Raw genomic sequence first — 25,815 nt, 5'->3', positions numbered from 1 at the left:
CCACCCGCCGAACGGCAGGGGTCATAACGCGACCATGACGGGGGCGAACCTTTTCTTGACGTGGTTTTCACACCTACCCACTGAACAGGTGAAATGCGGCACAGACCCTCGGTGGTCCGCGGGGCGGCCAGGGTCAGTTGCGCGTCCTTTGCTCTGCTTCAACGGGCGCAACAGAGAGGCGCCCGAACCGTTGCGTGGGTTGAAGCAGAGCAAAGGATGGAGAGAGGCCGGGCGCGGCCCGGGCGGCGTCGCTGGGCGGCGGCGCGGCGCTGGGCGGTGAGAGGTGCGAGGCCCGGTCAGGCCGGGCGGCGGGCCACCAGCACGTCCCGCATGATCGACTGATCCACCCGGTGGCGCAGCGCGCGGTAGGGCTCGGAGTCGACCACTGTCAGACCGGCGTCGGCCAGCGCCGCCGCCGCGTCGTCGCGGCTCGCGACGTGGGTGTTCCAGGAGATCCCGAGCGCACCGCCGGGGCGCAACAACCGGGCCCAGACCGGCGCGGCGTCCGCGAGCAGCGCGAGCGGGTCGCGGGTCAACCCCTGCCCAGCGGTACGACTGCCGTGCTGCACGCCGTACGGCGCGTCGGCGACGACCAGGTCCACGGTCTCCGGGCGGAAGAACTCCGCCGAGCGGGCGGTGTCGGCGTTGACCACGTCCAGCAGCTGGGTCTGGCCGGCCTTGTGCTCCTCGCGGGTCGGTGCCAGCTCGATCCGCACCCGTCGGCCGACCACCTTGCGCTCCCGCCGCACCGGCCCCGACTCCAGCACCCGGTGCTTGACCCGCTTCTGCTTCAGCCAGGTGGTGATGAACGCCCGGTACGCCTCGACGTCCTTCTGGTCGCGCTCGATTCCGGCGGCGTCGAAGCCGTACATCAGCGCCTGGTTGAGGGTGGTGCCCCGACCACAGAGCGGGTCGAGCACCCGAAACCGGCGGCTGGTCATCTCGGCGGCCCAGTCCGAGGCGAGCAGGGTGACGTTGAGCAGCAGCTTGGTGAACTGCTCGTTGGTCTTGCCCGGGTACTTCTGGATGGTGAGCAGATCATCGTCGTAGCGGTCCAGACGGCTCCACTCGATCGGCCGCAAGAGCTCGCCGACGATCTCGAACAACGCGTACCCGGCGGAGAGGTTGCCCAGGACGGCCAGGTCACGCTCGGTCAGCCCGTCGCTGGTGAACGTGATGTAGGACGCCCCTCCGACGACCTCGGTGTCCAGCTCGCCGATCCGGCCGTCCAGCGCCGAGCGGCCGAAGATCTCCAGCTCGGCTCGGGTGAGGTCGACGGCGGCGCGGGCGTACACCCGGTTGGTTGCGGGCAGGATCAGCAGGCCGTAACGCGTCATGATCCGGCGAGTATTCCACAACCAGTCACGGTCGCCGGGAACCGGAGCGGCTGCCGGAGCGACTACCGATACATGGGGTGTGAGCAGTGGCGGGAGGTCCTGTCCGCGCAGCTGGACGGGGAGGAGACCGCCGCCGAACTGACGGCGGTGCAGGGGCACCTGGACGGGTGTGCCGAGTGCCGGGCCTGGTTCACGGCGGCGGCAGCGGTGACCCGTCGGGTTCGTACCCGACTGGTGGTTGAGGTGCCCGACCGGACGGCGGCGATCCTTGCCGCCGCCAGCGCGGCCCCGGCCCGCCGGTCGCGGTGGCGGCGTTCGAACGGCCGGGGCCCGCTCGTCGCCGGCCTGCGGTCGGCGCTCGGGCTGCTCGGCGCGGTGCAACTGGTGCTCGGCCTGGCCCAGGTGGGCCGGGGCGCGACCGCCGACCACCTGCACCCCACCGGCCAGCACCTGTGGCACGAGTCGGCGGCGTGGAACGTGGCAGTGGGCGCGGGCTTCCTCTTCGTGGCGCTGCGCCGCAGCCCACCCGCCGGGCTGCTGCCGATGCTCAGCGCGTTCGTCGGCACGTTGCTGCTGCTGTCCGTCAACGACCTGGCCACCGGTTCAGTGGGCGGGGAACGGCTGATCAGCCACGGCTTCCTGGTGGTCGGCTACCTGATCACCGTGCTGCTGTCCCGGCCCGGGCTGCGCCCGGGTGGCCCGGCACCACAGCGGCAGCCGACGCCGTCCCGCTGGCGGTTCGGGGCCGACGAGGTGGACCGGCCGCTGCGGGTGGTGGGCCCCGAGTCCTACCCAGCGCAGGCGGCCGACCGGTACGCCGCACCGGCGGCGCATGCCGGCCAGGCCGCACCGGCGGCTCGTACCGGCCAGGCCGGCGACCGACGCGCCGCCTGAGCGGCCCCGGCGTTCAGCGCTCTGGTCGCGTCGGTTCGCGGTCGGCGAGGACCTGCGGGATGACCTGTTCGACGATGGTCAGCAGGGTCGTGGTGAGCAGCAGGTGCACCTGGTCGCGGGTCAGCGCGCCACGCTGAAGCCATTCGCGGGCGGTCGAGGTGGCCAGACCCCCGTACGCCCGGACCATCCCGCGCAACTCCTCGCGGTGCTCCGCCTCGCCGGCCAGCCCGACGGCGACCAGCATGCGGTCCGCGGCGACCTCCTCGGCCTCGGCGAGGACCCGCTCCACGTCGGCGTCGCCGCCCATCCCCCGGGCGGTGACCGCCGCCAGCCACGAGGTGCTGTGCCGGGACACCACGTCGAGGAACCAGGTGACGCTGGCGTCGACCCGGGTCCGGAGATCACCCTTGGGCAGCCGCTCGAGGGCAACCTCGGGGATGGTCACCATGACCCGGACGACCTCCAGGTAGAGGTCCTTCTTCGCCCCGAAGTAGTGGTTGACCAGGCCGCGAGCGACACCTGCCTCACGGGCGACGTCGGTGGTCGACACGTCCGCGTACGGGCGCTCGCCGAACAGCCGGACCGCGCAGGCCAGGATCTGCCCACGCCGGGCGTCCGGCTCCAAACGGCGGCGGCGCGGAGCCGTCTCGACACTCATCTGCCCGACCCTATCGACAGCTCACCGGCCGGCCGCCGTTCCTCACCTTGATCACTTGATGCTGATCAGTCGTAAGAGCTGCCGCTGAGCTACTCAGCATCAAGTGATCACCGCAGGCCCCGGCGACGCCGGATCACGTGTCGTCCCACGTGGCGCAGATTGAACGCCTCGGAGTAGAGCGCCGCGTTGATCGCACCCAGGGCCACCCCGGGCGCTCGCTGCACCCGGTCAACGTCCTGAACCACCCGGCCGATCAACGTCAGCCGACACCGGAGATCGAACAACTCCCTGCGCGCACAGTGCAGCGCTGCCTCCAGGCCCCCGACCCGCTCCCGCAACCACGCCAACTCAGTCACCTGATCCACCGGGTACCCCTCCCAACGCTCGCGATCACTGCCAGGGGCGGCCCGAGCAGCAGCCGGACCGTCCCGTTTACCCTCACCCACTCGAGAGGGCTGCGCAAACAGGTAGACGTAATTGGGCATGCCCGATCGCCCTACCGTCAAGTGATGGGTGAAGTCCCGGGTCCGCTGGTCGGTCCTCACGAGCTGCAAGACCTGCTCGGCGTGAGCCGGACCCGCATGCGCCAGCTCATCCGCTACCCGACCTTCCCCCCGCCGTTCCAACGGCTGCACGGCACGACGGTGTGGCTGCGTGCTGATGTGGAGGCGTGGATCGCCGAGCACCGCCCGCCGCGCCCCACCGACGGCGACGAGGCCGAGTAGTTCGCCCGCCCGCATCGCGCCCGCCCACTCGCCGCCCGCCCGTAGTGTCTGACAACAGCGGGTTCGCGCGATTGATGCACCTCCACAACCCCGCGCCCCGCACCACGCATGCCTCGGGGCGGGGCAGGCTCCCGCAATCTTGGACAGTTTCCGTTAGCTCGTAACGGAAACTGTCCAAGATCTCCGCGTACACAACCGCGGCAATCGATGCCTCCCCGTCGGCGCGCAGCCTTCCTGGCCCGCGTGCCGCCCGAACCACCGTCGATCATGGAGTTGTGGTGGGCGATATGGCCGCGCGTTCCCTCTTTATGAAGCACCACAACTCCATGATCGACGACGTCCAGGCCAGGGCCGGCGATCTCGTGCTGCCGTAACCCCAGTCAGCCCTGGCGAATCCCGCCCAGCGGTGCCGGGCTGCGGACCAGACGTCCCGACGTATGCCCGGCCACCGGGGGCCTGAGAGCTGATCACGACTTATTGACATGCTGCCAACAGCGCGCGAGGGTGGTGCACATGCCGACCCCCCCGCCCGACGGCTCCCCCTCACCCTGGCGCGAGCCGGAGCACGACGACCTGGCCGAGCTGGCCCGCGCCTTCTTCACCAAGGAGGTGTTGCCGCACGCCGACCGCCTTCAGGAGCAGGGCCACCCGGACCGCGAGCACTACCGGCGCGCCGGTGAGCTGGGGCTGCTCGGCCTGTCGGTCCCGGAGGAGTACGGCGGCGGGGGCGGCGGGTTCACCCACGAGGCGGTGCTGCTGCACGAGCAGGCGTACGCCGGGGAGAGCAGCCTCGGCCTGGCCGTGCACAGTGGCATCATCACCGGCTATTTGGTGGCGTACGGCAGCGAGGAGCAGAAGCGGCGCTGGCTGCCCGGCCTGTGCAGCGGTGAGCTGGTGGGCGCGATCGCGATGACCGAGCCGGACGGCGGCTCCGATCTTCAGGCGATGCGCACCCGGGCTGTCCGCGACGGCGACGACTACCTGGTGACCGGCGCGAAGACGTTCATCACCAACGGTGGTCTGGCCGATCTGGTCATCGTGGCCGTGAAGACCGACCCCGAGCAGCGGGCGTCCGGCGTCTCGCTGCTGGTCTGCGAGGTGGGTGGGGACCCGGAGGGCTTCCGCCGGGGCCGACTGCTGTCCAAGATCGGCCTGCACGCCAACGACACGGCGGAGTTGTTCTTCGACGAGTTCCGGGTGCCGGCGGCCAACCTGCTCGGCGGCGCCGAAGGGCTGGGCTTCATCCAGCTCATGCAGCAGCTCCCGCAGGAACGGCTGGTCATCGGCGTCGGCGCGGTCGCGGCCATGGAACGGGCGGTCGCGCTGACCGTCGCGTACGCCAAGGAGCGCACCGCCTTCGGCAAGACCCTGATGGGTCACCAGAACACCCGGATGGTGCTCGCCGAGTGCGCCACCCACGCGCGGGTCAGCCGGGTCTTCCTGGACGACTGCATCGTCCGACACACACGTGGTGACCTGGACGTGGCCACCGCGGCGATGGCGAAGTCATGGCTCACCGACGGGCAGTGTGAGGTCGTCGACCGGTGCCTCCAGCTCTTCGGCGGCTACGGCTACACGACGGAGTACCCGATCGCCCGGATGTACGCCGACGCCCGCGTCCAGAAGATCTACGGCGGCACCAACGAGATCATGAAGGAGTTGATCGCCCGTGCCCTCTGAGGCGTACGTCTATGACGCGGTCCGTACCCCGCGCGGACGCGGCCGGGACACCGGCGCGCTGCACGGGGTCAAGCCCATCTCCCTGGTGGTCGGCCTGATCGACGCGTTGCGGGAGCGCAACCCCGGCCTGGACGTCGGCCGGCTGGAGGATCTGCTGCTCGGCATCGTGACCCCGGTCGGCGAGCAGGGCGGCGACCTGGCCCGGGCCGCCGCGCTGTTGGCCGGGCTGCCCGACCAGGTGGGTGGGGTGCAGCTCAACCGGTTCTGCGCCTCCGGGTTGGAGGCGGTCAACTCCGCCGCCGCACGGATCCGCTCCGGCTGGGAGCATCTGCTGCTCGCCGGCGGGGTCGAGTCGATGTCCCGGGTGCCGATGGGCTCCGACGGCGCGGCCTGGGCCACCGATCCGCAGACCGCGCTGGCCACGTCGTTCGTGCCGCAGGGCGTCAGCGCGGATCTGATCGCCACCCTGGAGGGCTTCACCCGCGACGACGTGGACGGCTACGCGCTGCGGTCGCAGGAGCGGGCCGCCAAGGCGTGGGCCGGCGGATACTTCGCCCGCTCTGTGGTGCCGGTCCGCGACGGCAGCGGGCTGGACATCCTCACCGTCGACGAGCACCCGCGCCCGGAGACCACCCGGGAGGCGCTGGCCAAGCTCACCCCGTCCTTCGCCACGATGGGTGAGGCGGCCGGCTTCGACGCTGTCGCGTTGCAAAAGTTCCACTGGCTGGAGGCCATCGAGCACGTCCACCACGCGGGCAACTCGTCCGGCATCGTGGACGGCGCGGCGCTGGTGCTGATCGGTTCGGAGCAGGTTGGTCGGGATCTCGGCCTCACCCCGCGCGCCCGGATCGTCGGCGCGGCGGTCACCGGCGCCGACCCGACGCTGATGTTGACCGGCCCGATCCCGGCCACCCACAAGGCGCTCGCCGTCGCCGGGCTGACAGTCGACGACATCGACCTGTTCGAGATCAACGAGGCGTTCGCCGCGGTGGTGCTCAAGTACGTCAGTGACCTGGGCCTCGACCCCGACCGGGTGAACGTCAACGGCGGCGCGATAGCGCTCGGCCACCCGCTCGGCGCGACCGGAGCGATGCTGCTCGGTACGGCGTTGGACGAGTTGGAGCGCCGCGACCTGCGCCGCGCCGTGGTGACCCTCTGCATCGGCGGCGGCATGGGCGTCGCCACAGTTCTCGAGCGCTGCTGACCCGGAGGACGACAATGACCAACACCATCCGGTACGACCGCGGCGCCGACGGCATCGTCACGCTCACCCTTGACGACCCCACCCAGTCCACCAACACCATGAACCGGGCGTACGCCGCCTCGATGAGCGCCACGCTGGACCGGCTGGAGGCAGAGCAGGATCTCGTCGGCGTCATCGTGACCAGCGCGAAGTCGACCTTCTTCGCCGGCGGCGACCTGCCCGAGATGATCCGGGCCACCCGCGCCGACGCGCCCGACCTGGCCGACCTGCTCGGCACCATCAAGCGGGACCTGCGCCGGCTGGAGACGCTGGGCCGGCCGGTGGTCGCCGCGGTCAACGGCTCCGCGCTCGGCGGTGGCCTCGAGATCGCGCTCGCCTGCCACCACCGGATCGCGCTGGACGCGCCGGGCAGCCGGCTCGGGCTGCCCGAGGTGACCCTGGGCCTGCTGCCCGGGGCGGGCGGCGTCACCCGGACCGTACGGATGCTCGGCCTGGCCGGCGCGCTGACCACAGTGCTGCTCACCGGCCGGCGGATGCGCCCGGCCGACGCCCTGTCCGCCGGGCTGGTCGACGAGGTGGTCGCCACGCCCACCGAACTGTTCGAGCACGCCCGGGCCTGGATCGCGGCGAACCCGCACCCGGCGCAGCCGTGGGACCGGCCGGATTATCGGATGCCCGGCGGCACCCCGGCCAGCCGCTCGCTGGCCGCTCAACTGCCCGCCTTCCCGGCGACGCTGCGCAAGCAGCTCAAGGGTGCCCGGCTGCCCGCGCCCGAGGCGATCCTGGCCGCCGCCGTCGAGGGCGCACAGGTCGACCTGGAGACCGCCCTGACCGTGGAGACCCGGCACCTGATCGGCCTGCTCACCGGGCAGGTCGCCAAGAACATGATCGGCGCGTTCTTCTTCGACCTGAAGGCCGTCAACGGTGGCGCGGCCCGACCGGCCGATGTGGACGCTGCACCGGTACGCCGGGTGGCGGTGCTCGGCGCGGGCATGATGGGCGCGGGCATCGCGTACGCCTGCGCCAGCGCCGGGCTGGACGTCGTGGTCAAGGACGTCACACCGGAGGCCGCCGGCCGGGCCCGGGAGCACGCCGAGCGGTTGCTGGCCCGCGCGGTACGCAAGGGTCGCACGACCGAGGCGGACGCCCGCGCCGTACTGGATCGGATCACCACCACCGACCAGGTGGACGCGCTGGCTGGCTGCGACGCGGTCATCGAGGCGGTCTTCGAGGACCCGGCGCTGAAACAGCAGGTCTTCGCCGAGGTGCTGCCCGTGCTGGCGCCCGACGCGCTGATCGCCTCCAACACCTCGACCCTGCCGATCACCGGGCTGGCCGAGGGCGTGGACCGGCCGGTGGACTTCATCGGCATGCACTTCTTCTCCCCGGTGGACCGGATGCCGTTGCTGGAGATCGTGGTCGGCGAGCAGACCGGTGACGTGGCGCTGGCTCGGGCGTTCGACCTGGGCCGGCGGATCGGCAAGACCCCGATCGTGGTCAACGACGGCCGGGGTTTCTTCACCAGCCGGGTGATCGGCAAGTTCATCGACGAGGCGGTCGGCATGGTCGCCGAGGGGGTGCCGGCCGCATCGGTGGAGCAGGCCGCCCTTCAGGCCGGCTACCCGACCGGGCCGCTGGCGCTGGCCGACGAGGTCAGTCTCACGCTGATCCAGCGGATCCGCCGCCAGTTCGAGGCGGCCAGCGAGGAGTTCCGACCGCTGCCGGCGCACCGCCTGGTGGACGAGTTGGTCGACGCGTACGACCGGCCGGGGCGCGCCGCCGGACGCGGCTTCTACTCCTACGACGACGGCACCCGGGGCCGGCTGTGGCCCGGTCTCGCCGACCTGACCACCGACGCGGGTCGGGCGGTGCCGTTCACCGACCTCCAGGAGCGGATGCTCTTCGCCGAGGCGCTGGACGCGCTGCGCTGCCTCGACGAGGGGGTGCTGCGCACCGAGACCGACGCCAACATCGGCTCGATCTTCGGCATCGGCTTCCCGGCGTGGACGGGAGGAGTGATCCGCTACGTCCGGCAGTACGCGGGCGGCCCGGTCGGCTTCGCGGCCCGTGCCGCCGAGTTGGCCGGCCGCTACGGCGACCGGTTCACGCCCCCCGCCGACCTGGCCGACCGGCTCGCCGCCCCTCGGGCCGAACCGGTGGACGTCGCGTGACGGCGGCACGCGGCGGGCCGCTGGCCGGGGTGCGGGTGGTCGAGCTGGCCAGCCTCGCCCCAGCGCCGTTCGGCTGCATGGTGCTCGCCGACCTCGGGGCGGACGTGGTGCGGGTGGACCGGCCGGGCGCCCCGGGAGCGGGCCGGCTGGCCGCACCGACCAGCGGGCCGTTGCAACGCGGCCGGCGGGTCACCGCGCTGGACCTGAAGTCCCCGGCCGGGGTGGCGGATCTGCTGCGAATCGCCGAACGCGCGGACGTGCTGGTCGAGGCGTACCGGCCCGGGGTGGCCGAGCGGCTCGGCATCGGGCCGGAGGTGTGCCAGGCCCGCAATCCCCGACTGGTGTACGCGCGGATGACCGGCTGGGGTCAGGACGGCCCGCTGGCAGCCCGAGCAGGGCACGACATCGACTACATCGCGGTGGCCGGGGCGTTGGAGCCGCTGGGACGGGCCGGCGAACGCCCGTACGCGCCGATGAACCTGCTCGGCGACTTCGGCGGCGGCGGCATGCTGCTCGCCGTCGGGGTGCTGGCCGCGCTGCTGGAGCGGGAGCGCTCCGGCTTCGGCCAGGTGGTCGACGCGGCGATGGTGGACGGTTCGGCGCTGCTCACCTCGTTCCTGCACGGGCTGCTCGGCACCGGCCTGTGGGCCGCCCCGCGTGGGCGCAACATGTTCGACGGCGGGGCGCCGTTCTACGACACGTACGCCACCGCCGACGGTGGCTACATGGCCGTCGGCGCAATGGAACCGGCCTTCTACGCCGTACTGCTCACCGGCCTCGACCTCGCCGACGACCCGGACCTGCCCGCCCAGTACGACCCGAGCGGCTGGGACGAGCTGCGCCGCCGGTTCACCGAGCGGTTCGCCGAGCGCTCCCGGGACGAGTGGACGGCGGTCTTCGCCGACCTGGACGCCTGTGTCGCGCCGGTGCTCGCCCCCGGCGAGGCGCACGCACACCCGCACAACGCGGCCCGGGGCACGTTCGTCGAGGTGGGCGGCGAGATCCAGCCGGCCCCCGCACCCCGCTTCGACCGCACCCCGACCGACCGACCAACCCCGGCACCCGACCCGGAGCAGGACGTCCTACCCGTCGAGGACATCCTCACCAACTGGCAGTGAGGACGAGATCCCCTCGCTCTTCCGCCGACTCTCCGCCGCACTGCCCACCCCACCTCTGAGCTGATCAAGAGGTTTGCGTCAAGGAACCGCTTTCCGGTGACGCGAACTTCTTGATCAACGGAGGTGGGGACGGAGACGGGGACGGACGGGGGCGGCGGGAGTGGTACCAGGTCGCAAAGAGGGCTGCTGCCAGGAGTAGTTCGGCCAGGTCGCCGCCGTAGTACATGAGTTGGGCGGCCGAGCGGAACGCTTCCGGGTCCCGGTCGCTGAGACCGGGCGGGAGGGTTTCGGCCCGGGCGTACAGGTACTTGGCCAGCACGGCGTGGCCGGCCGACGCGGCCAGTAACGCGCCGGTCCGTACCGCCAGTCCGGGGCGACGCGGCGCCGGGTCGGGCCCGGCCAACGACCAGGCGAAGAGGTACCCGGCGGCCAGGTAGTGCAGGTGTACGGCGTGGTGCAGGACGGGCTGCCGTTCGGCCGCCGCGTACAGCGGGGTGAGCAGCACCAAAGCCAACCCGCCGGTGGTCAGCAGCGCGGCGGTGAACGGGTGGGCGAGCAGGTGCAGCGGGCGGGCGCGCAACAGCCGGCCGACAGCTCGGCGTACCGGCGGCGGCGCGACCCGCAGCAGCAGCGTCACCGGGGCGGCGAGCACCAGCCCCAGCGGGGCCAGCATGCCGAGCAGCAGGTGCTGCGCCATGTGCCCGCGCGGGTTGTCGGGGAGTTGGGCCAGCGGCCCGACGGCGACCGCCAGCAGGGCGCAGCCGACCAGCCAGGAGGCGGTGCGCCGGTGGTCCCAGCCCCGCGAGTCTCGGACGGCGGCCAGCACGTAGCCGGCCGCCAACAACGCGATCGGAAACAGCGGGAGCCAGGTCGGCCCGGCCGCGCCGTGCCCGGCGTGCGCCAGCGGCCCGGCCACCGTCATCGGGCGCCGGGCCGGCGGGACCGGGCCCGCCACAGGACGGCGACGCCGGCCAGCAGCAGCACCGCGCCGGCCACGTTCCAGACCACGTCGTACGGCACCAGGTGTACGCCGTAGCGGATCTGGTGCAGCCGGAGCACCTTGTGGTCGACGAGCCCGTCGAAGAGCTGGAATCCTCCGGCGCCGAGCAGGAAGCCACCCCAGGCCAGCCGGCTCGACAGGGCACGCCGTCGACGCAGGTCGGCGAACCAGAAGAACCCGCCGACCAGGGCGATCACCTCGGCGGCGTGCAGCAGCCCGTCCGAGAGCAGCGCCACCGAGGGGGTGGAACGGTCGTAGAAGTGGTGCCAGGCGAGGAGTTGGTGAAAGACGATCTCGTCCACCGCGGCCATGATCGCGATGCCGATCAGGACGCCGACGAGGGTGGAGGAACGAACGTCGGCGGTACGGGTCCTCGGCAGGCTCGAATCGACCACCACACACCTCGCAGTCAGCTCGGATCAGGTCGCAAATACCCCGAACCGCATGAAACATGCCAGGTCAAAGCGGCGGGAACGCCCCAACGGGCCGGTGGCACATCCCCGTTTCGTGACTCCCGGGCCACTGACGGCATGATCATGGAGCCTGGAGGGGCAGCGACCGCCAGAGCCTCAGAAGAGCGACAGCCAGATCCCGAGAAGGAGGTGCCCGTGCCGGACGCGGACGAACTCGTCGCCAACGCGCTCGCGGCGGTGCGCGGCACTGACGTACGGCAGGCCGAACGGCAGCTGGACCAACTGATGGTCGGCACCGGCGCCGCGGACGGCACCACGGCGGTGGACGCCGCTCTGCTGCGTCGCCTGGTCCGCGGCCTGAGCTGGCTCTGGCCGCGCGGTTGGCAGCCGGTCGACGTGGACCGGATCACCAGTCGACGGCTCGACGCCCGCGCGGCCCGGCTGATCCGCGCCGCGATGGCCGTCCAGCGGCGCGACCAGGCCGAGCCGGTCCCGGTCTGGTGGGACGACCAGCTACGCGAGCTGGCGGCCACCGAGGGCGGCGCCGACGGCAGCGAGTTGACCGGCTGGGCCAGCCGGGAGGGTCTGGACCGGGCCGACGCGCTCCGCGCGGCCGTGGACACCCTCGCGCTGGTGGAGAGCCTGCCGCCGATCGCGGTGCTGCGCCCACCGCCGGGCACGGCCGGCGCGGCGACCGCCCGGACGGCCGGTAGGTCGCGCAGCGGGTCGCCGATGCTGGATCGGGTACGGGCGCTGCTGGCGAAGGCCGAGTCGACCACCTTCCCTGCGGAGGCGGAGGCGCTGACCGGGAAGGCCCAGGAGCTGATCGCCCGGCACAGCATCGACGAGGCGCTGCTGGCGGCCGGGTCGGAGCGCGGGGACCTGCCCGGCGGCGTACGCCTGAGCACCGACACCCCGTACGCGGGCGCGAAGGCGCTGCTGGTGCAGGAGGTGGCGGCGGCGAACCGGTGCGAGGCAGTCTGGTCCGACGATCTCGGCTTCGCCACAGTGCTGGGCTGGCCGGCCGATCTGGTGGCGGTGGAGTTGCTCTACACGTCGCTGCTGGTCCAGGCCACGGCGGCGATGCTGCGGGGGCGTGCCGAGCGCCGGGCGGGGTCGGGGCGGCGGACGAAGGTCTGGGACGAGTCCTTCCTCAACGCGTTCGCGCTGCGGATCGGCGAGCGGCTGCGGACGGCCACCGAGGCGGCGACCGAAGCGGCGGACCAGGCGACGGCCGAGACGGCCGGGGCGGAACGGCTGTTGCCGGTGCTCGCGGCGCGGGGCGAGGCGGTCCGGGAGCGGTTGGACACGCTCTTCCCCGGCGTCACCCGGCACCGGCTCAGCGTGCGCGACGCCGAGGGCTGGTCGTCCGGCACCTCGGCCGCCGACCGGGCTTCGCTGGACGTCGGCGGCGCCCGGAAGCCCCGACAGGTGCCCGGCCGACCCGATCCGCGCTGAATCATCCGGCGTGGGACCGCCCCCGACGGACGTTTCTGCGATTTTCTTCGGTACGCGGTAGGGATCGGGGGAACGGCTCCGACCCTCCGGTGAGCCGCGCCCCGATCGGGGTGCGACCAGAGCCTGAGGAGCATCGCCGTGAAGTACATGCTGCTGATCTGGAACCGGCCCGGCTTCACCGAGGAGTTGAGCGAGCAGGAGCGCACCGCCCTCTTCGGTGAGGTCGACGAGATCATGAAGGAGCTGACCGAGACCGGCGAGCTGATCGGCGGCCAGGCGTTGGCCAATCCGTCGCAGTCGCTGACGGTCCGGCTCGTGGACGGCAGCCCCGAGGTCCTCGACGGCCCGTTCATGGAGAGCAAGGAGCAGTTCGCCGGTTACCTGGCGGTCGACTGCGACAGCCCGCAGCGGGCTGCCGAGATCGCCGCCCGCTGGCCGGACGTCCGGTACGGCGGCGCGATGGAGGTCCGCCCGATCATGGACGAGGCCGGGACGGAGATGTGACCGAGGACCGGACGGTCGAGGATCTGCTGCGCACGTTCGCGCCGCAGGTCCTCGGCCTGCTGGTCCGTCGGCACGGACAGTTCGACAGGTGCGAGGACGCGGTCCAGGAGGCGCTGCTCGCCGCCGCGACGCAGTGGCCCGGGCAGGGCGTTCCGGACAATCCGCGCGCCTGGCTGCTCACAGTGGCCACCCGTCGGCTCACCGACGAGTGGCGCAGCGAGAGTGCACGCCGGGACCGCGAGGTGGCGGTGGCGCGGCGCGAGCCGGCGTACGCCGGGGTGGCGCCCGCGGCGGACGCGGAGCCCGCCGTTGCGGCCGACGACGACACCCTCACGCTGCTGTTCCTCTGCTGCCACCCGGCGCTGCCCGGATCGGCGCAGGTGGCGCTCACCCTGCGAGCGGTCGGCGGTCTCAGCACCGCCCAGATCGCCCGGGCGCACCTGGTGCCCGAGGCGACGATGAGTCAACGGATCCGGCGGGCCAAGCAGCGGATCGAGGCCGCCGGGGCCCGGTTCACAATGCCCGGGCCGGCCGAGCGGGGCGAGCGGCTCGGAACTGTGCTGCGGGTGCTGTACCTGATCTTCAACGAGGGCTACACCGCGTCCAGTGGCCCGGACCTGCGCCGGGCCGAGCTGACCGGCGAGGCGATCCGGCTGGCTCGCATCCTGCGCGGGCTGCTGCCCGACGACGGCGAGGTGGCCGGGCTGCTGGCGCTGATGCTGCTGACCGACGCGCACCGGGCGGCCCGGGTGGGGCCGGACGGGGAGTTGGTGCCGCTGGCGGAGCAGGACCGTTCCCGGTGGGACGCCGCCGCCATCGCGGAGGGGATCGCGCTGATCACCGAGGCATTGACCTGGTCGCCGCCCGGCCCGTACCAACTCCAGGCGGCGATCGCCGCTGTGCACGCCGAGGCGTCGACGGCGGCGGAGACGGACTGGCGGCAGATCGTCGCGCTCTACCGACTGCTGGCCCGGATCGCGCCGAATCCGATGGTCACCCTCAATCAGGCGGTGGCGGTGGCCATGGTCGACGGGCCCCGGGCCGGGCTCGCCCTGCTCACCCCGTTGGACGCCGACGACCGCACGGCCGGGCACCACCGGCTGGCCGCCGTCCGGGCTCACCTGTTGGAGTTGGCCGGGGACGTCGGCGCGGCGCGGGAGGCGTACCTGGCGGCGGCGCGGGGCACCACGAGCCGGCCCGAGCAGCGCTACCTGGAGGTACGGGCGGCCCGGCTGACCGGGCAGTGGTGAGCGACGCCGCGTTGCCATTTTGGCAACAATCTTTGCGTATTTACCCGGTCGCCGGTCACAGTCGTGGGCAACCCGCGAAGGAGCAGGACAGATGACCGAGCAGCACGAGTTCGACAAGGACTACTGGGAGCGGCACTGGCACCAGGCGCACCACGACCGCCCCGGCGCGATGAGCACGAGCCCCGCGCACCCGTACCTGGCCCAGGAGATCGGCGCTCTGGCGCCGGGCTCGGCGCTGGACGCCGGCTGCGGCGCCGGCGCCGAGGCGATCTGGCTCGCCGCCCACGGCTGGCAGGTCACCGCAGTCGACATCGCACCCGTCGCCCTCGCCCGGGCCGCCGAACGCGCGACGGAGAGCGGGGTGTCCGAGCGCGTGCGGTGGGTGGAGGCGGACCTGACGGCCTGGGCCCCGGAAACCCGGTTCGACCTGGTCACGACGCACTACGCGCACCCCGCGATGCCGCAGCTGGCCTTCTACGACCGCATCGCCGACTGGGTGGCCCCCGGCGGCACCCTCCTGATCGTCGGTCATCTGCACACCTCGGACGCCACCGAGCCGGGGCACGGACACGGACACGGACACGGGCACCACCCGCCGGACGAGGCATCGGTCACCCTCGCGGACATCACCGCCGGCCTGGACAGCAGCACCTGGGAGATCAGCACCGCCGAGGAGAACCGCCGCACGATGCCGGGCCGGGAGGCTCCGCTGCACGACGTGGTCGTACGCGCCACCCGACGCACAGCACGCCGGGCCGGTGATGATCACCGGCCCGGCGTGCGGGTTACGTCGTACGTCAGCTCTTGAAGGCGTCCTTGATCTTCTCGCCCGCCTGCTTGAGCTTGGCGGTGGACTGGTCAGCGCGACCCTCCGCCTCCAGCTGCTCGTTGTCGGTGGCCCGACCGGCGCCTTCCTTCAGCTTGCCGGTCGCGTCCTCGGTGGCGTTGTTGATCTTGTCGTCGATACCCATTGCCAACCTCCATTGCAAGCGTCGCTACAACCACAGAGGTACCCCCGTCGTCACCGGCCCAACCATTACCCCCGTCACAGATCGGCGGCGGCCGGACGGAAGCGACGCAGCCGCAGACTGTTGGCCACCACGAAGACCGAGGACAGCGCCATCGTGGCGCCGGCGATCATCGGGTTGAGCAGCCCGGCGGCGGCCAACGGCAGGGCCGCCACGTTGTAGCCGAACGCCCAGAACAGGTTGCCCCGGATGATGGCGAGCGTGCGTCGGGACAACCGGATGGCGTCCACAGCGGCGTCCAGGTCGCCCCGGACGAGGGTGAGGTCGGCCGCCTCGATCGCCACGTCGGTGCCGGTGCCCATGGCCAACCCCAGGTCGGCCTGGGCCAGCGCCGGGGCGTCGTTGACCCCGTCACCGACCATTGCCACCGACCGCCCCTCGGCCTGGAGTCGCTTGATCACGTCGACCTTCCCGGCCGGCAGCACCTCGGCGATCACCTCGTCGACACCCACCTCGGCGGCGACCGCGCGAGCCACAGTGGTGTTGTCCCCGGTCAGCAGGACCGGGGTCAGCCCCAGCCCGCGCAGCCGGGCCACCGCCGCCCGGCTGGTCGGCCGGACCACGTCAGCGACAGTGAGCACGCCGCGGGCCCGTCCGTCCCAGCCGGCGACGATCGCCGTACGGCCGGCGGCCTCCGCGTCGCGCACTGCCCACTCGACCTCCGGCGGTACGTCGATCTCGTGCTCGCGCAGCAGCCGGACCCGGCCGACCAGCACGGCACGCCCGTCGACAGTGCCGGTCACCCCGAGCCCTTCGAGGTTGCCGAAGGCGGTCACCGGCGGCAACGCGCCTGCCTCGGTGGCAGCGGCGGCGACCGCACGGGCGATCGGGTGCTCGGAGGCGGCCTCCACCGCCCCGGCGAGCCGGAGCAGCTCGGCCCGGTCCACACCGCTCGCCGGCACCACGTCCACCAGTGTCATCCGGCCGGTCGTGACGGTGCCGGTCTTGTCGAGCACGACGGTGTCCACCCGACGGGTCGACTCCAGCACCTCCGGGCCCTTGATCAGCACGCCGAGCTGGGCGCCCCGGCCGGTGCCGACCAGCAGCGCGGTCGGGGTGGCCAGGCCGAGCGCACACGGACAGGCGATGATCAGCACGGCCACGGCGGCGGTGAACGCGGCGGTCGGGCCGGCCCCGGTGCCAAGCCACCAGCCGAGCGTGCCGACCGCGAGGGTGATGACGATCGGCACGAAGACCCCGGAGATCCGGTCCGCCAGCCGCTGTACGGCCGCCTTGCCGCTCTGCGCCTGCTCCACCAGGTCGGCCATCCGGGCGAGCTGGGTGTCCGCGCCGACCCGGGTGGCGGTGACGATCAGCCGCCCGCCCGCGTTGATCGTGGCGCCAACCACGCCGTCACCCGGAGCGACCTCGACCGGCACCGACTCACCGGTGAGCATGCTGGCGTCGACAGCGGAGGTCCCCTCGTCGACCACCCCGTCGGTGGCGATCTTCTCCCCGGGGCGGACCACGAACCGGTCACCGACGGCGAGCTGGTCCACGGAAATCAGCGTCTCCACGCCGTCGCGCAGCACCGCCACGTCCTTGGCGCCGAGGTCGAGCAGGGCGCGCAGGGCGGCGCCGGCGGTCCGCTTGGACCTGGCCTCGAAATAGCGGCCGGCCAGGATGAACACGGTGACCCCGGCGGCCGCCTCCAGGTAGATGTTGCCGGCGCCGTCGGTCCGGGTGATGTCGAAGCGGAACGGGTGCGTCATCCCGGGCATCCCCGCGTCACCGAGGAAGAGCGCCCAGAGCGACCAGCCGAACGCGGCCAGGGTGCCGAGCGACACCAGCGTGTCCATGGTGGCTGCGCCGTGCCGCAGGTTGGTCCAGGCGGCGCGGTGGAACGGCAGCCCACCCCAGACCACCACCGGGGCGGCCAGGGTCAGCGACAGCCACTGCCAGTAGTCGAACTGCCAGGCCGGGACCATGGCCAGCAGGACCACCGGCACGCTCAGGACCACCGACACCCAGAGCCGGGTACGCGGCCCCCGCAACGGGTCCACCGGAGGTTCCGTGCTGGGCGGGGCCGGCAACGCCGCTGTGTAACCGGTCTTCTGCACCGTCCCGATCAGGTCGTCCGGTGTGACGCCGTCGGCGTACCGGACGGTCGCCTTCTCGGTGGCGTAGTTGACGGTGGCGCTCACCCCGTCCATCCGGTTGAGCTTCTTCTCGATCCGGGCGGCGCACGCGGCGCAGGTCATCCCGCCGATCGCCAGTTCGATCCGGTTCGGCGCCTCGGGCAGCGGTCTGCTGCTGGTGGTGGTCATCGTCTGGTCCCGTCAGTTGTGTCCGTGCCCGGGGGTGCCGTGGTCGGCCCCGCCGGTCGGTGCGGGTCCGCTCGGGGTGGGGGCGTCTCCGGTCGGGGCAGCGCCGGCGACCACTGTGAACTCGGCGGTGTGCACCCGGCCGCCGTGTTGAAAGTCGAGGTAGAGGCGGTAGCTGCCGGCCGAGGGCACCTCGGCGAGGAAGGTGACGGCCGGACCGGGCCGGGTGCGCCCATCGCCGGGCGTCCCGTCCGGGTGCACGTGCAGGTAGGCCAGATCGCCCCGGCGCAGCGCCACCAGGTGCCCGTACGCGCCCAGGTAGGGCTCCAGGTCGGTAACCGGCTGCCCGCCCCGGCTGACGGTCAGGGTCAGCGACGACGTGCGGCCGGGCTGCGGCACACCGGTCAGGGTGACCGTGTAGCCGTCGACGGTGGTGCTGGTCGCCGGGGCGGGCAACGGCCGTTCGGTCAGCTCGCCGGGGACTGTCACGTCCACGCCGAGGGTCAGTGGCTCGCCACCGGTCGGGGCGAAGTCGGCGAACGCCCGCCACTGCCCGGGGCCGGTCAGCGGGGTGTCGACCCGCCAGGTGCCGTCCGGAGCCAACTCGGGGTGGACGTGACGGAAGCCGGAGAGGTCCCGTCGGGCGACGATCAGGTGCATCTGCTTGTCGTGCGCCACGTCGTACCGGGTGACCGGTTGACCGTCCGGCCCGGCGATCCGGAAGGCGAACTCGTCGGCAGGGGCGTCGAGCGGTTCGAGGGTGTAGCCCCGGTCGGAGACGAGCAGCCCGCCGGGAAGCCGGGCGGCCGTCTCGTCGTGCTCGCCCGTCGCGTGGGCGGCGTCGCCGTCGTGCCGGCCCTCGACCACCGGGGCGCGGTCGACGACCCGGCCGATCCCGTACGTCGTGCCGAAGACCGCCGCGAGGCCGACGGCGAACCCGGCCAGTCTCGTCACAGTACGCACGCCGGCCCGCCGATCACGCGTCGACGAGGTCGTAGCCGGCCTCGTCAACCGCGGCCCGGACAACAGCGGTGTCCAGCGGCTGATCGCTGCTGACCGTGACCCGGCCGGCCGCGAGGTCGACCTGGACGTCGCGCACCCCCGCGATGGCGCCGACCTCGGCGCTGACCGCGCTGACGCAGTGCCCGCAGGTCATGCCCTGCACCTGGTACGTCGTGTCGACCATTGAATCGTCTCCTTTGCGGTACCGGTACCCGGTGGGGGTATCCCACCAGAACACGACCGTACCATACCCCCTGGGGGTAAGCTATCCTGGTCGACATGACCGCACCCACCCCGATCCGCGGATACACCGCCAGCAAGGACCAGCTGCTCGCGCGGCTCCGCCGCGTCGAGGGGCAGGTCCGGGGCATCGAGAAGATGGTCGACGACGACCGCTACTGCATCGACGTGCTCACCCAGATCTCCGCCATCCAGGCCGCCCTCGACAAGGTGGCCCTCGGGTTGCTCGACGGTCACGCCCGGCACTGCATGCACGAGGGCGCCGCCGAAGGTCGGGCCGACGAGATGGCCACCGAGATGATGGCGGCGGTCGGCCGGCTCATGAAGCGCGGCTGACCGCCGGGCCGCCACGCGGGCGGTTCGAGTACCCGACACTCCGCCACGACCTGCAACCCCCAGGAGGGCTGGCTAGCATCTCCCACGATGGCTCTCCGTATGCCGCTGCACAGTCGCGCACCGGCGCCGCCACCTCGTGGCGTCGCCCCCGGCCGACCGGGCCGAGCACTGACCGTCCGTGATCAAGTGGTCGTCAGGCAGCGATCCGCCGCACCGTCCGCAGCGTTTCCCCCGCAACGGTGAACCGCCCGGCCCGCTGACCCGTATCCCGCACCGGATCGTTGGGAGTCTCGCCTTGGCCGCCGACCACAGTCACCCTGCTCCGTCCGCCCCACCACGGGTGCGACGGATCCTCGTCGTGACGGTGGTACCCCTCTTCGTCGCGACCGTGCTGGCCGCAGTGCTGCTCTGGCCACGCGGCGGGTCACCGCAGACCGATGGTGGTGCGGACGTGCCGCGTTACCCCGGGACGGTCACCCGGGTGGTGAGCGAGCCGTGCCCGCCGGTGCCGTCGGCCCCCGAGGGCACACCGAGGGTCGGCGACGGGCGGTGCGGCACTGTCGACGTCCTGGTGGACGACGGGCCGACCGCCGGCCAGCAGGTACGGACACCGGTGCCCGACGGGCCCGGCGCACCCCGGGTCGAGGTCGGCGACGAGGTCATCCTGGTCGAGCTGGCCGACCCGACCGATCCCACCACCAGCAACTGGAACATCGCCGAGCACCAACGCGGCACCCCGATGGTGTGGCTGGCGGTGATCTTCGCGGCCGCGATCGTCGCGTTCGGTCGGTGGCGAGGTCTGGCCGCGCTCGCCGGGCTGGCAGCCAGCTTCGCCATCCTGCTCAGCTTCGTGCTGCCGGGCATCAGCGCCGGCAGGTCACCGCTGCTGGTGGCGGTGGTCGGCGCGGCCCTGATCATGTTCGTGGTGCTCTATCTGACCCACGGGGTCACCGCACAGACCTCGGTCGCGGTGCTCGGCACCCTGGGCAGCCTGGTGCTGACCGGCGTGCTCGCCACCATCGCCACGGCCGCGACCCACCTCACCGGCTTCGGCAGCGAGGACGCCACCACCCTGTCGATGTTCCAGGGCGACGTGGACCTGCACGGTCTGCTGCTCGCCGGGATCATCATCGGCTCGCTCGGGGTGCTCGACGACGTGACGGTCACCCAGGCGGCCACCGTCACCGAACTGGCGAACGCCAACCCCGGGCTGACGCGCTTGCAGCTGTACCGGGCGGCCACCCGGGTCGGCCGCGCGCACATCGCCTCCACTGTCAACACCATCGTGCTGGCGTACGCGGGCGCGTCACTGCCCCTGCTGCTCCTGCTCACCGCCGACGCGCGGCCGATCGGGCAGATCCTCACCAGTGAGTTCCTCGCGCAGGAGATCGTCCGCAGCGCGGTCGCCACCCTCGGCCTGATCGCCGCCGTGCCGCTGACCACCGGGCTGGCCGCTGTGGTGACCGCCGCCGGGCGTACGGCTGCCACGGCTGCCACGGCGTCCACCGACGCTCCGGCGTCCCGGCCCGAGCCGGACCGCAGCGAGGCACTGGCCGCACTCATCTCACCGCGAACGGCCGGCTCCGACGAGCCGGACCAGACGCGGACCGCACCCCCATCCAAGGCCACCGACCGGTGGCCGGAGTCGAACAGGAGCACGGATACGGCATGGTGACACTCCTCAGCGTGACCAGATCGGGCATCCACCCTGAGAACCGCGTCACTGGTCACTCAACGCTATGGCGAAATGACGCTTTTGGTCGGCATCCAGGCGTAGCTCACCTGGTCGACTCTCGGGTAACCTCGCTGCCGGTTACCGATGAAGGCGCGAAGCGGCGCCTGCGGTGCCACCGCCCAATCGCCAACCGGCGAGCCGGGGACCCAGGTACCTGGGGTGAATCCGCGTCAGCGGTAGGGGCCACTTCCGCCCCGAACCCGTCAGCTAACCCGGTCGGCGGTCGACGGAAGGGAACATTGTGACGGCACCCCTACGCCGCTGGTTGACTCCCGTGGTGGCCGTGATCGCCGCACTGACAGTGCTCGCCGGGCCGCTGCCGGCGCACGCCGCCCCGACGAACCCCACACCCTCGGGGCACGAGGAGGACGGCGAGCCCAAGCTGCTCAACGACGTCATCGAGCAGGCCAACCGCGACTATTCCGCCGCAAAGTCCAAGCTGGACAAGTCCAAGAAGCGGCAGGGCGAGTTGGCCGCGGAGGTCAACCGGGCCAAGGCCGACCTGGACGCGTTGGCCCCGCAGGTCGGGCAGATCGCCGCCCAGGCGTACCGGACCGGCCGGATCGGCGCGGTCGCGATGCTGCTGGAGAGCGATGCGCCCGACTCGTTCGTCCAGCGCGCCGGGATGCTCGACGAGATGAACATGGTCAACGAGAAGAAGCTCTCCGAGGTCAACGAGGTGAAGGCCCGCGCCGAGCAGGCCAAGCTGGCCCTCGACACCGAGGTCCGCGAGCAGCAGAAACAGACCGCCCTGATGGCGAAGCGCAAGAGCGAGGCCGACAAGGCGCTCTCCCTCGTCGGCGGGAAGGGCTTCACCGGCGGCCTGGTGGACGCCACCTCCAAGGTCGCGAAGATCGGCCCGGGTCGCACGGCCGACGGTGACTGGAAGCCCCAGTCGTGCAGCGAAAAGGACCCCACCACGTCCGGCTGCGTCACCGCCCGCACGCTGCACGCGTACAAGGAGGTCAAGGCGGCCGGCTTCAACCGGTTCGTGGGCTGCTACCGCTCCGGCGGGCCGTGGGAGCACCCGAAGGGCCGCGCCTGCGACTGGTCGCTACAGAAGAGCGGGTTCGCCCCGTGGCACAACAACGACACCAGGACGTACGGCAACAACGTCGCCGCGTTCCTCATCCGTAACGCCGACCGGCTCGGCATCTACTACGTGATCTGGAACCGGCAGATCTGGTTCCCGGCCACCGGCTGGAGTTCGTACAGCGGGCCGTCGAACCACACCGACCACGTCCACATGTCGCTGCTCTGACCCGCACGATCTCCGTCGAGGGCCGTTCCGCGTGACGCGGAGCGGCCCTCGTCGCGTCAGACGGTGGCAGCCGCGGCCTGGTCGGTCGACTCGGGCGATCCGGCCGGGGTCTCCAACGTCGCGAAGCCAGCTGGCACAGCGGCCACCGGGCGCACCGCTCCGGCGGCGAGTCGGTAGGACACCCCCACCACCGCGCACCGCCCCCGCTCCACCTCGTCGGCCAGCACCGGGGACTGCCCGAGCAACGTCTCGACGGTCTGGGCGATGTGGATGTCGACGATGCCGTCGATGTCGTCCACGCCCTCGGCCTCGGCCCGGCGCAGGCTGGGCAGCACGGCGTCGACCACAGCGCGCAGATGGCCACTCGGTGCGGTACCGGTCGCGGCGGACTCCCGGGCGGCCTGCACCGCACCGCACGAGTCGTGGCCGAGCACCACCACCAGCGGGGTGCCGAGCACTGTCACCGCGTACTCGACGCTGCCGAGCACCTCAGGACCGGCGGTGTGCCCGGCGGTGCGAATCACGAACAGGTCGCCCAGACCCCGGTCGAAGATGATCTCGGCGGCCAGCCGTGAGTCGGAGCAGCCGACGATCACCGCGAACGGATGTTGTCCGTCGGCCACGGCGGCCCGGTGCCCGGCGTCCTGGTTGGGGTGGCGTGGTGCGCCATCGACGAAGCGCCGGTTGCCGGCGACCAGCTCGGCATACGCCCGGGTCGGCTCGTTGAGCGCGGTGGCCCGGTCGGTGGTCCGCTGCGGACCCGGCTGGCCGCCGGAGCTCCCGGTATGACTCATCCCGCACCTCGTCTCGACGCATCTGCCCTGGTCAAGCCGGCTTTCCGCCGGCCGAGCGGGCGGGCGCTGGCTCGTGCTCCACCGTCACACGCACCGTAAGATGCGTCAAGGTATGCGTGATTTAGATTTCATACGTTGACTCCGGCCACCCCCTGGGCAACCTTCCCGGCGCAGGGCGGACCAGACTCTCGCGAGGGCAGGCGGACATCCGGAAAGGCGGTCGCACGATGGCGAGCACGGTGACGGACGACACCGGCGGCGGGCGGAACTGGACGTTCCTCACCAACCACGGGCACGTCCTGCTGGCGATCGCCCGCGATCCGACCGCCCGGCTGCGCGACGTCGCGGCCGAGGTCGGGGTGACCGAACGGGCCGCGCAGGCGATCGTCGCCGACCTGGAGGCGGGCGGTTACCTGCACCGCACCCGGGTCGGGCGACGCAACGAGTACACCCTCAACCCGGCCGGCCGGTTCCGGCATCCCGCCGAGGCCGACCGGCAGGTCGGCGACCTGCTCGCGCTGTTCGCCGACGATCCCGCCGCGAAGGCACAGCCCCAGGCCTGACCCTGGTCACCGGGGGGCCGCTGACCGACGGTCACGGCGGTAACCTTTGCGGGTGCGCGAATGCCCGCCGTTGAGCGCGACCCCGTCCCGCCGTGCCCTTCGCGGCGTCCTCAGTGGAACGCTGGCGGTCCTGCTCGGCGCCGGCCTGGTGGCACCCTCCCCCGCGACCGCCGCGCCGCCCCTCTGCGGTCCCACCGGCACCGACAGCCTGACCCAGATGCCGTGGGCGCTCCGCCGGCTGGAGCCGTCCTCGGCGTGGCCGCTGTCCCGGGGCGCCGGGATCACGGTGGCCGTGATCGACTCCGGTGTCTCCGCCGCCCACCCACTCCTCAAGGGGCAGGTGCTCGAGGGTCGCGACTTCAACGGCCTGCCGGCCCGACAGGGCCAGTGCGACGAGGCCGGGCACGGCACACTGATCGCCGGCATCATCGCGGGCCGGGAGGGCACTGTCGTCCCCTTCAGCGGCATCGCCCCGGCCGCCCGCATCCTGCCGATCCGGGTTCTGCCGCAGCTCGGGGCGGTCAACAACCCGCAGCTTCCCGCACAGATCGCGGCGGCCATCGACTGGGCGGTAGCGCAGGGCGCCGATGTGATCAACCTGTCCCTGACCACAATTCCCCGCCCCGAGCTGACGGCGGCCGTCGAGCGCGCGCTGGCCAAAGGGGTGGTGCTGGTCGCCGCCGCGGGCAACCGGTCGGAAGATTCGCAGAACCTGCCGGGATACCCGGCCGCGTACCCCGGGGTGATCGCGGTCGGCGGGGTGGACGAGCAGGGCGGCCACGTGGGCACCTCGATCAGCGGCGACTACGTCGACATCGCCGCACCGGGGATGAACATCGTCGGGCCGGCGCCCGGAAACACCGGCTACCGCACCGTGCCGGAGGGCGGCACCAGCTACGCGGCCGCGTACGTGTCGGGAGTGGCCGCGTTGGTCCGGGCGGCCTACCCGAGCCTCGACCCGCAGCAGGTCGCGGATCGGCTGAAACGCACCGCGGACAACCCACCCGAGGGTCAGAACGCCGACATCGGGCACGGGATGGTCAACCCTTACCGGGCGGTGTCGAGCCTGCTCGGCACCCGGGCGAACCCGCCCGCCGGCGCGCTCCCGGCGCCCGCCGTGCGGGACGACCCGCTGAGCTGGCAGCGCCCCACCGCGATCTGGGCTGCGGTCATCGGCGGGCTACTCGCCGCGCTGCTGCTGGTCGCGCGACCGATCATGACCCTGGGCCGCCGACGTGACTGGCGCCCCGGCCGACGCACCGACGCACCAACTGCCGGCTGAGCGGCGCACCGCAGCCCGACGCCTACGCTTACCTACGCCACACACAGAGCGGCTCCGGGCCGGGCGAACCGGACCGGAGCCGCTCGTGCGAATCCCTCAGCTCCACACCTTGGAGTTGCTCATCTCCGTGGTGAGGTAGTTTTCGCGGGCGATGCCCACGGCACCGCCGATCTCGTTCAGGATCCGGTTGATGTCCCGGACCGCCGCGTCCCACTTCGCCTGGTGCTGCTCGTAGGCAACCCGGTCCTCGCCGTCCCAGTGCAGCTTGGTCAGCATCGACCGCAGCGTGTCAAGCTTTTCCTCGAGGGTCTTCGAGATGGCCTGCATCTGCTGGTTGCTGCTCTCGAGGACCGCATAGTCAACTTTGATCGTCACGATTTCCTCCTCTGCCGGCTACGGATCACGGGTTGAGAGCAGAGTGGAACTTGTCCAGCATCTGCTGCTGCTCTTCGTCGTTGACCTGGTGCGTCGTACCCGACTTGTCGAGCAGGTCAGCGATGCTGTCCATCGCCGTCAGCAGTTTGACGGTGTCCTCGTTCCAGCGCGTCATCAGCGACTGGAAGCCCGTGGACGCCTGACCCTTCCACGCGATGGCCAGGTCGTCGACAACGTTCCACAGCTTCTTCAGCTCGCCGTCGACCTCGCTGCGCGTGGACCGCACGTCACTCGCGGCGGTATGCAGAGTCGCAGCTTCGACCTCGAACGCCATGCTTCACACCCTTCCGTCTGTTGTGGTGGCGGCTTCGCCGCACCCTCCCCCGCGGCAAGGCAGCAACACCCCACCGACGGACACTCCTGTGAAGACCGTAGCGGAACCTGTCCAGCCCTCGCAGCCCTGACCGGTGACGTTCGATGGATGGTGGTGAATCGGACCGGAACGGCCCACCACCCCCTACCG

The 25,815-nt window shown here is 72.1% G+C and carries 27 protein-coding genes and 1 riboswitch; of the genes, 15 read left to right on the top strand and 12 right to left on the bottom strand.

All coding sequences use genetic code 11. The annotated features are described in order from the left end of the window. Positions 1–296: 296 nt before the first annotated feature. Positions 297–1,337 (bottom strand): TRM11 family SAM-dependent methyltransferase, encoded by a 1,041-nt coding sequence (locus ACLJOK_RS18715; protein ID WP_410820056.1) that lies wholly within the window; start codon positions 1,335–1,337, stop codon positions 297–299. A 72-nt stretch (positions 1,338–1,409) separates the two neighbouring features. Between ACLJOK_RS18715 and ACLJOK_RS18710 the strand changes: the two genes are divergently transcribed. Further along, positions 1,410–2,231 (top strand): zf-HC2 domain-containing protein, encoded by an 822-nt coding sequence (locus ACLJOK_RS18710; protein WP_410820055.1) that lies wholly within the window; start codon positions 1,410–1,412, stop codon positions 2,229–2,231. A gap of 13 nt (positions 2,232–2,244) precedes the next feature. On the opposite strand, the gene ACLJOK_RS18705 is transcribed toward ACLJOK_RS18710, so the two are convergent. Together ACLJOK_RS18705 and ACLJOK_RS18700 are read right to left on the bottom strand one after the other, a co-directional pair. After that, positions 2,245–2,889, bottom strand: coding sequence for a TetR/AcrR family transcriptional regulator (locus ACLJOK_RS18705; protein ID WP_354943997.1), 645 nt, complete (start codon positions 2,887–2,889; stop codon positions 2,245–2,247). 107 nt (positions 2,890–2,996) lie between these two features. Further along, positions 2,997–3,254 (bottom strand): hypothetical protein, encoded by a 258-nt coding sequence (locus tag ACLJOK_RS18700; RefSeq protein WP_410820054.1) that lies wholly within the window; start codon positions 3,252–3,254, stop codon positions 2,997–2,999. Positions 3,255–3,398: 144 nt separating this feature from the next. Between ACLJOK_RS18700 and ACLJOK_RS18695 the strand changes: the two genes are divergently transcribed. From ACLJOK_RS18695 to ACLJOK_RS18675, 5 genes are all read left to right on the top strand, one after another. Then, positions 3,399–3,614 (top strand): helix-turn-helix transcriptional regulator, encoded by a 216-nt coding sequence (locus ACLJOK_RS18695; protein ID WP_410820053.1) that lies wholly within the window; start codon positions 3,399–3,401, stop codon positions 3,612–3,614. 513 nt (positions 3,615–4,127) lie between these two features. Beyond that, positions 4,128–5,294: an acyl-CoA dehydrogenase family protein gene (locus tag ACLJOK_RS18690; protein WP_410820052.1), complete on the top strand. Its 1,167-nt coding sequence runs from the start codon at positions 4,128–4,130 to the stop codon at positions 5,292–5,294. Next, positions 5,284–6,498: an acetyl-CoA C-acetyltransferase gene (locus ACLJOK_RS18685; RefSeq protein WP_410820051.1), complete on the top strand. Its 1,215-nt coding sequence runs from the start codon at positions 5,284–5,286 to the stop codon at positions 6,496–6,498. The genes ACLJOK_RS18690 and ACLJOK_RS18685 overlap by 11 nt, the downstream gene beginning before the upstream one ends. 14 nt (positions 6,499–6,512) lie before the next feature. Next, the gene (locus ACLJOK_RS18680; RefSeq protein ID WP_410820050.1) at positions 6,513–8,669 is read left to right on the top strand and encodes a 3-hydroxyacyl-CoA dehydrogenase NAD-binding domain-containing protein; all 2,157 of its coding nucleotides are present in this window, start codon (positions 6,513–6,515) and stop codon (positions 8,667–8,669) included. After that, on the top strand, positions 8,666–9,787 hold the full coding sequence (locus ACLJOK_RS18675) for a CaiB/BaiF CoA transferase family protein (protein ID WP_410820049.1): 1,122 nt from the start codon (positions 8,666–8,668) through the stop codon (positions 9,785–9,787). The genes ACLJOK_RS18680 and ACLJOK_RS18675 overlap by 4 nt, the downstream gene beginning before the upstream one ends. A 64-nt stretch (positions 9,788–9,851) precedes the next feature. Here the strand turns inward: ACLJOK_RS18675 and ACLJOK_RS18670 are convergent, their stop codons facing one another. After that, entirely contained in the window at positions 9,852–10,709 is an 858-nt protein-coding gene (locus tag ACLJOK_RS18670) for a cytochrome c oxidase assembly protein (protein ID WP_410820048.1), read from the bottom strand. After that, positions 10,706–11,182 (bottom strand): DUF2243 domain-containing protein, encoded by a 477-nt coding sequence (locus ACLJOK_RS18665; RefSeq protein WP_410820047.1) that lies wholly within the window; start codon positions 11,180–11,182, stop codon positions 10,706–10,708. Before ACLJOK_RS18665 ends, ACLJOK_RS18670 begins: the two co-directional genes overlap by 4 nt. 213 nt (positions 11,183–11,395) lie before the next feature. Between ACLJOK_RS18665 and ACLJOK_RS18660 the strand changes: the two genes are divergently transcribed. The 4 genes from ACLJOK_RS18660 to ACLJOK_RS18645 all read left to right on the top strand — a co-directional run bounded on the left by ACLJOK_RS18660 (position 11,396) and on the right by ACLJOK_RS18645 (position 15,220). Further along, entirely contained in the window at positions 11,396–12,658 is a 1,263-nt protein-coding gene (locus tag ACLJOK_RS18660) for a DUF2786 domain-containing protein (protein WP_410820046.1), read from the top strand. Between the two features lie 147 nt (positions 12,659–12,805). After that, entirely contained in the window at positions 12,806–13,162 is a 357-nt protein-coding gene (locus ACLJOK_RS18655; protein WP_238682127.1) for a YciI family protein, read from the top strand. Next, the gene (locus ACLJOK_RS18650; protein ID WP_410820045.1) at positions 13,159–14,412 is read left to right on the top strand and encodes an RNA polymerase sigma factor; all 1,254 of its coding nucleotides are present in this window, start codon (positions 13,159–13,161) and stop codon (positions 14,410–14,412) included. Before ACLJOK_RS18655 ends, ACLJOK_RS18650 begins: the two co-directional genes overlap by 4 nt. A 91-nt stretch (positions 14,413–14,503) precedes the next feature. Then, positions 14,504–15,220: a class I SAM-dependent methyltransferase gene (locus ACLJOK_RS18645; RefSeq protein ID WP_410820044.1), complete on the top strand. Its 717-nt coding sequence runs from the start codon at positions 14,504–14,506 to the stop codon at positions 15,218–15,220. Here ACLJOK_RS18645 and ACLJOK_RS18640 read toward each other — a convergent pair. The 4 genes from ACLJOK_RS18640 to ACLJOK_RS18625 form a co-directional block, all read right to left on the bottom strand. Next, positions 15,210–15,383: a CsbD family protein gene (locus ACLJOK_RS18640; protein WP_036390803.1), complete on the bottom strand. Its 174-nt coding sequence runs from the start codon at positions 15,381–15,383 to the stop codon at positions 15,210–15,212. The genes ACLJOK_RS18645 and ACLJOK_RS18640 overlap by 11 nt on opposite strands. 74 nt (positions 15,384–15,457) lie before the next feature. Continuing rightward, positions 15,458–17,707 (bottom strand): heavy metal translocating P-type ATPase, encoded by a 2,250-nt coding sequence (locus ACLJOK_RS18635; RefSeq protein WP_410820043.1) that lies wholly within the window; start codon positions 17,705–17,707, stop codon positions 15,458–15,460. A 12-nt stretch (positions 17,708–17,719) separates the two neighbouring features. Further along, entirely contained in the window at positions 17,720–18,667 is a 948-nt protein-coding gene (locus ACLJOK_RS18630) for a hypothetical protein (RefSeq protein ID WP_410820042.1), read from the bottom strand. Positions 18,668–18,680: 13 nt separating this feature from the next. Then, on the bottom strand, positions 18,681–18,890 hold the full coding sequence (locus ACLJOK_RS18625) for a heavy-metal-associated domain-containing protein (protein ID WP_238681977.1): 210 nt from the start codon (positions 18,888–18,890) through the stop codon (positions 18,681–18,683). A gap of 95 nt (positions 18,891–18,985) precedes the next feature. On the opposite strand from ACLJOK_RS18625, the gene ACLJOK_RS18620 reads away from it, so the two are divergent. The 3 genes from ACLJOK_RS18620 (at position 18,986) to ACLJOK_RS18610 (ending at position 22,278) form a co-directional block, all read left to right on the top strand. Then, entirely contained in the window at positions 18,986–19,282 is a 297-nt protein-coding gene (locus ACLJOK_RS18620; RefSeq protein WP_030329541.1) for a metal-sensitive transcriptional regulator, read from the top strand. 295 nt (positions 19,283–19,577) lie between these two features. Continuing rightward, positions 19,578–20,957: a YibE/F family protein gene (locus ACLJOK_RS18615; protein WP_410820041.1), complete on the top strand. Its 1,380-nt coding sequence runs from the start codon at positions 19,578–19,580 to the stop codon at positions 20,955–20,957. A gap of 166 nt (positions 20,958–21,123) precedes the next feature. After that, positions 21,124–21,254: riboswitch (cyclic di-AMP (ydaO/yuaA leader) on the top strand. Positions 21,255–21,258: 4 nt separating this feature from the next. After that, on the top strand, positions 21,259–22,278 hold the full coding sequence (locus ACLJOK_RS18610) for a coiled-coil domain-containing protein (protein WP_410820040.1): 1,020 nt from the start codon (positions 21,259–21,261) through the stop codon (positions 22,276–22,278). A gap of 56 nt (positions 22,279–22,334) precedes the next feature. Here ACLJOK_RS18610 and ACLJOK_RS18605 read toward each other — a convergent pair whose 3' ends face one another. Continuing rightward, positions 22,335–23,072 (bottom strand): carbonic anhydrase, encoded by a 738-nt coding sequence (locus tag ACLJOK_RS18605; RefSeq protein ID WP_410820039.1) that lies wholly within the window; start codon positions 23,070–23,072, stop codon positions 22,335–22,337. A gap of 227 nt (positions 23,073–23,299) precedes the next feature. Here ACLJOK_RS18605 and ACLJOK_RS18600 point away from each other — a divergent pair, with 227 nt between their 5' ends. Next, positions 23,300–23,635, top strand: coding sequence for a helix-turn-helix transcriptional regulator (locus tag ACLJOK_RS18600; RefSeq protein ID WP_238681973.1), 336 nt, complete (start codon positions 23,300–23,302; stop codon positions 23,633–23,635). Positions 23,636–23,687: 52 nt separating this feature from the next. After that, positions 23,688–24,917, top strand: a complete 1,230-nt coding sequence (mycP, locus tag ACLJOK_RS18595; protein ID WP_410820038.1) for a type VII secretion-associated serine protease mycosin — start codon at positions 23,688–23,690, stop codon at positions 24,915–24,917. A gap of 96 nt (positions 24,918–25,013) precedes the next feature. Here the strand turns inward: mycP and ACLJOK_RS18590 are convergent, their stop codons facing one another. After that, positions 25,014–25,292 (bottom strand): WXG100 family type VII secretion target, encoded by a 279-nt coding sequence (locus ACLJOK_RS18590; RefSeq protein WP_030329555.1) that lies wholly within the window; start codon positions 25,290–25,292, stop codon positions 25,014–25,016. 25 nt (positions 25,293–25,317) lie between these two features. Next, positions 25,318–25,626 carry a WXG100 family type VII secretion target gene (locus tag ACLJOK_RS18585; RefSeq protein ID WP_030329557.1) on the bottom strand — a complete coding sequence of 103 codons (309 nt, stop codon included), beginning with the start codon at positions 25,624–25,626 and terminating at the stop codon, positions 25,318–25,320. Between the last annotated feature and the right edge of the window lie 189 nt (positions 25,627–25,815).

The organism is Micromonospora sp. 050-3, from assembly GCF_046549335.1.
Taxonomy (GTDB): Bacteria; Actinomycetota; Actinomycetes; order Mycobacteriales; family Micromonosporaceae; genus Micromonospora; species Micromonospora trifolii.
The sequence above is the reverse complement of the archived record's forward strand: the minus strand, read 5'-3'. Positions and strand labels throughout refer to the sequence as shown.

Coding starts and splice junctions, on each gene's coding strand:
- ACLJOK_RS18715 (WP_410820056.1), bottom strand. CDS start 1,337: ATGACGCGTTACGGCCTGCTGATCCTGCCCGCAACCAACCGGGTGTAC.
- ACLJOK_RS18710 (WP_410820055.1), top strand. CDS start 1,410: ATGGGGTGTGAGCAGTGGCGGGAGGTCCTGTCCGCGCAGCTGGACGGG.
- ACLJOK_RS18705 (WP_354943997.1), bottom strand. CDS start 2,889: ATGAGTGTCGAGACGGCTCCGCGCCGCCGCCGTTTGGAGCCGGACGCC.
- ACLJOK_RS18695 (WP_410820053.1), top strand. CDS start 3,399: ATGGGTGAAGTCCCGGGTCCGCTGGTCGGTCCTCACGAGCTGCAAGAC.
- ACLJOK_RS18690 (WP_410820052.1), top strand. CDS start 4,128: ATGCCGACCCCCCCGCCCGACGGCTCCCCCTCACCCTGGCGCGAGCCG.
- ACLJOK_RS18680 (WP_410820050.1), top strand. CDS start 6,513: ATGACCAACACCATCCGGTACGACCGCGGCGCCGACGGCATCGTCACG.
- ACLJOK_RS18670 (WP_410820048.1), bottom strand. CDS start 10,709: ATGACGGTGGCCGGGCCGCTGGCGCACGCCGGGCACGGCGCGGCCGGG.
- ACLJOK_RS18655 (WP_238682127.1), top strand. CDS start 12,806: ATGCTGCTGATCTGGAACCGGCCCGGCTTCACCGAGGAGTTGAGCGAG.
- ACLJOK_RS18645 (WP_410820044.1), top strand. CDS start 14,504: ATGACCGAGCAGCACGAGTTCGACAAGGACTACTGGGAGCGGCACTGG.
- ACLJOK_RS18640 (WP_036390803.1), bottom strand. CDS start 15,383: ATGGGTATCGACGACAAGATCAACAACGCCACCGAGGACGCGACCGGC.
- ACLJOK_RS18635 (WP_410820043.1), bottom strand. CDS start 17,707: ATGACCACCACCAGCAGCAGACCGCTGCCCGAGGCGCCGAACCGGATC.
- ACLJOK_RS18625 (WP_238681977.1), bottom strand. CDS start 18,890: ATGGTCGACACGACGTACCAGGTGCAGGGCATGACCTGCGGGCACTGC.
- ACLJOK_RS18620 (WP_030329541.1), top strand. CDS start 18,986: ATGACCGCACCCACCCCGATCCGCGGATACACCGCCAGCAAGGACCAG.
- ACLJOK_RS18605 (WP_410820039.1), bottom strand. CDS start 23,072: ATGAGTCATACCGGGAGCTCCGGCGGCCAGCCGGGTCCGCAGCGGACC.
- ACLJOK_RS18600 (WP_238681973.1), top strand. CDS start 23,300: ATGGCGAGCACGGTGACGGACGACACCGGCGGCGGGCGGAACTGGACG.
- ACLJOK_RS18585 (WP_030329557.1), bottom strand. CDS start 25,626: ATGGCGTTCGAGGTCGAAGCTGCGACTCTGCATACCGCCGCGAGTGAC.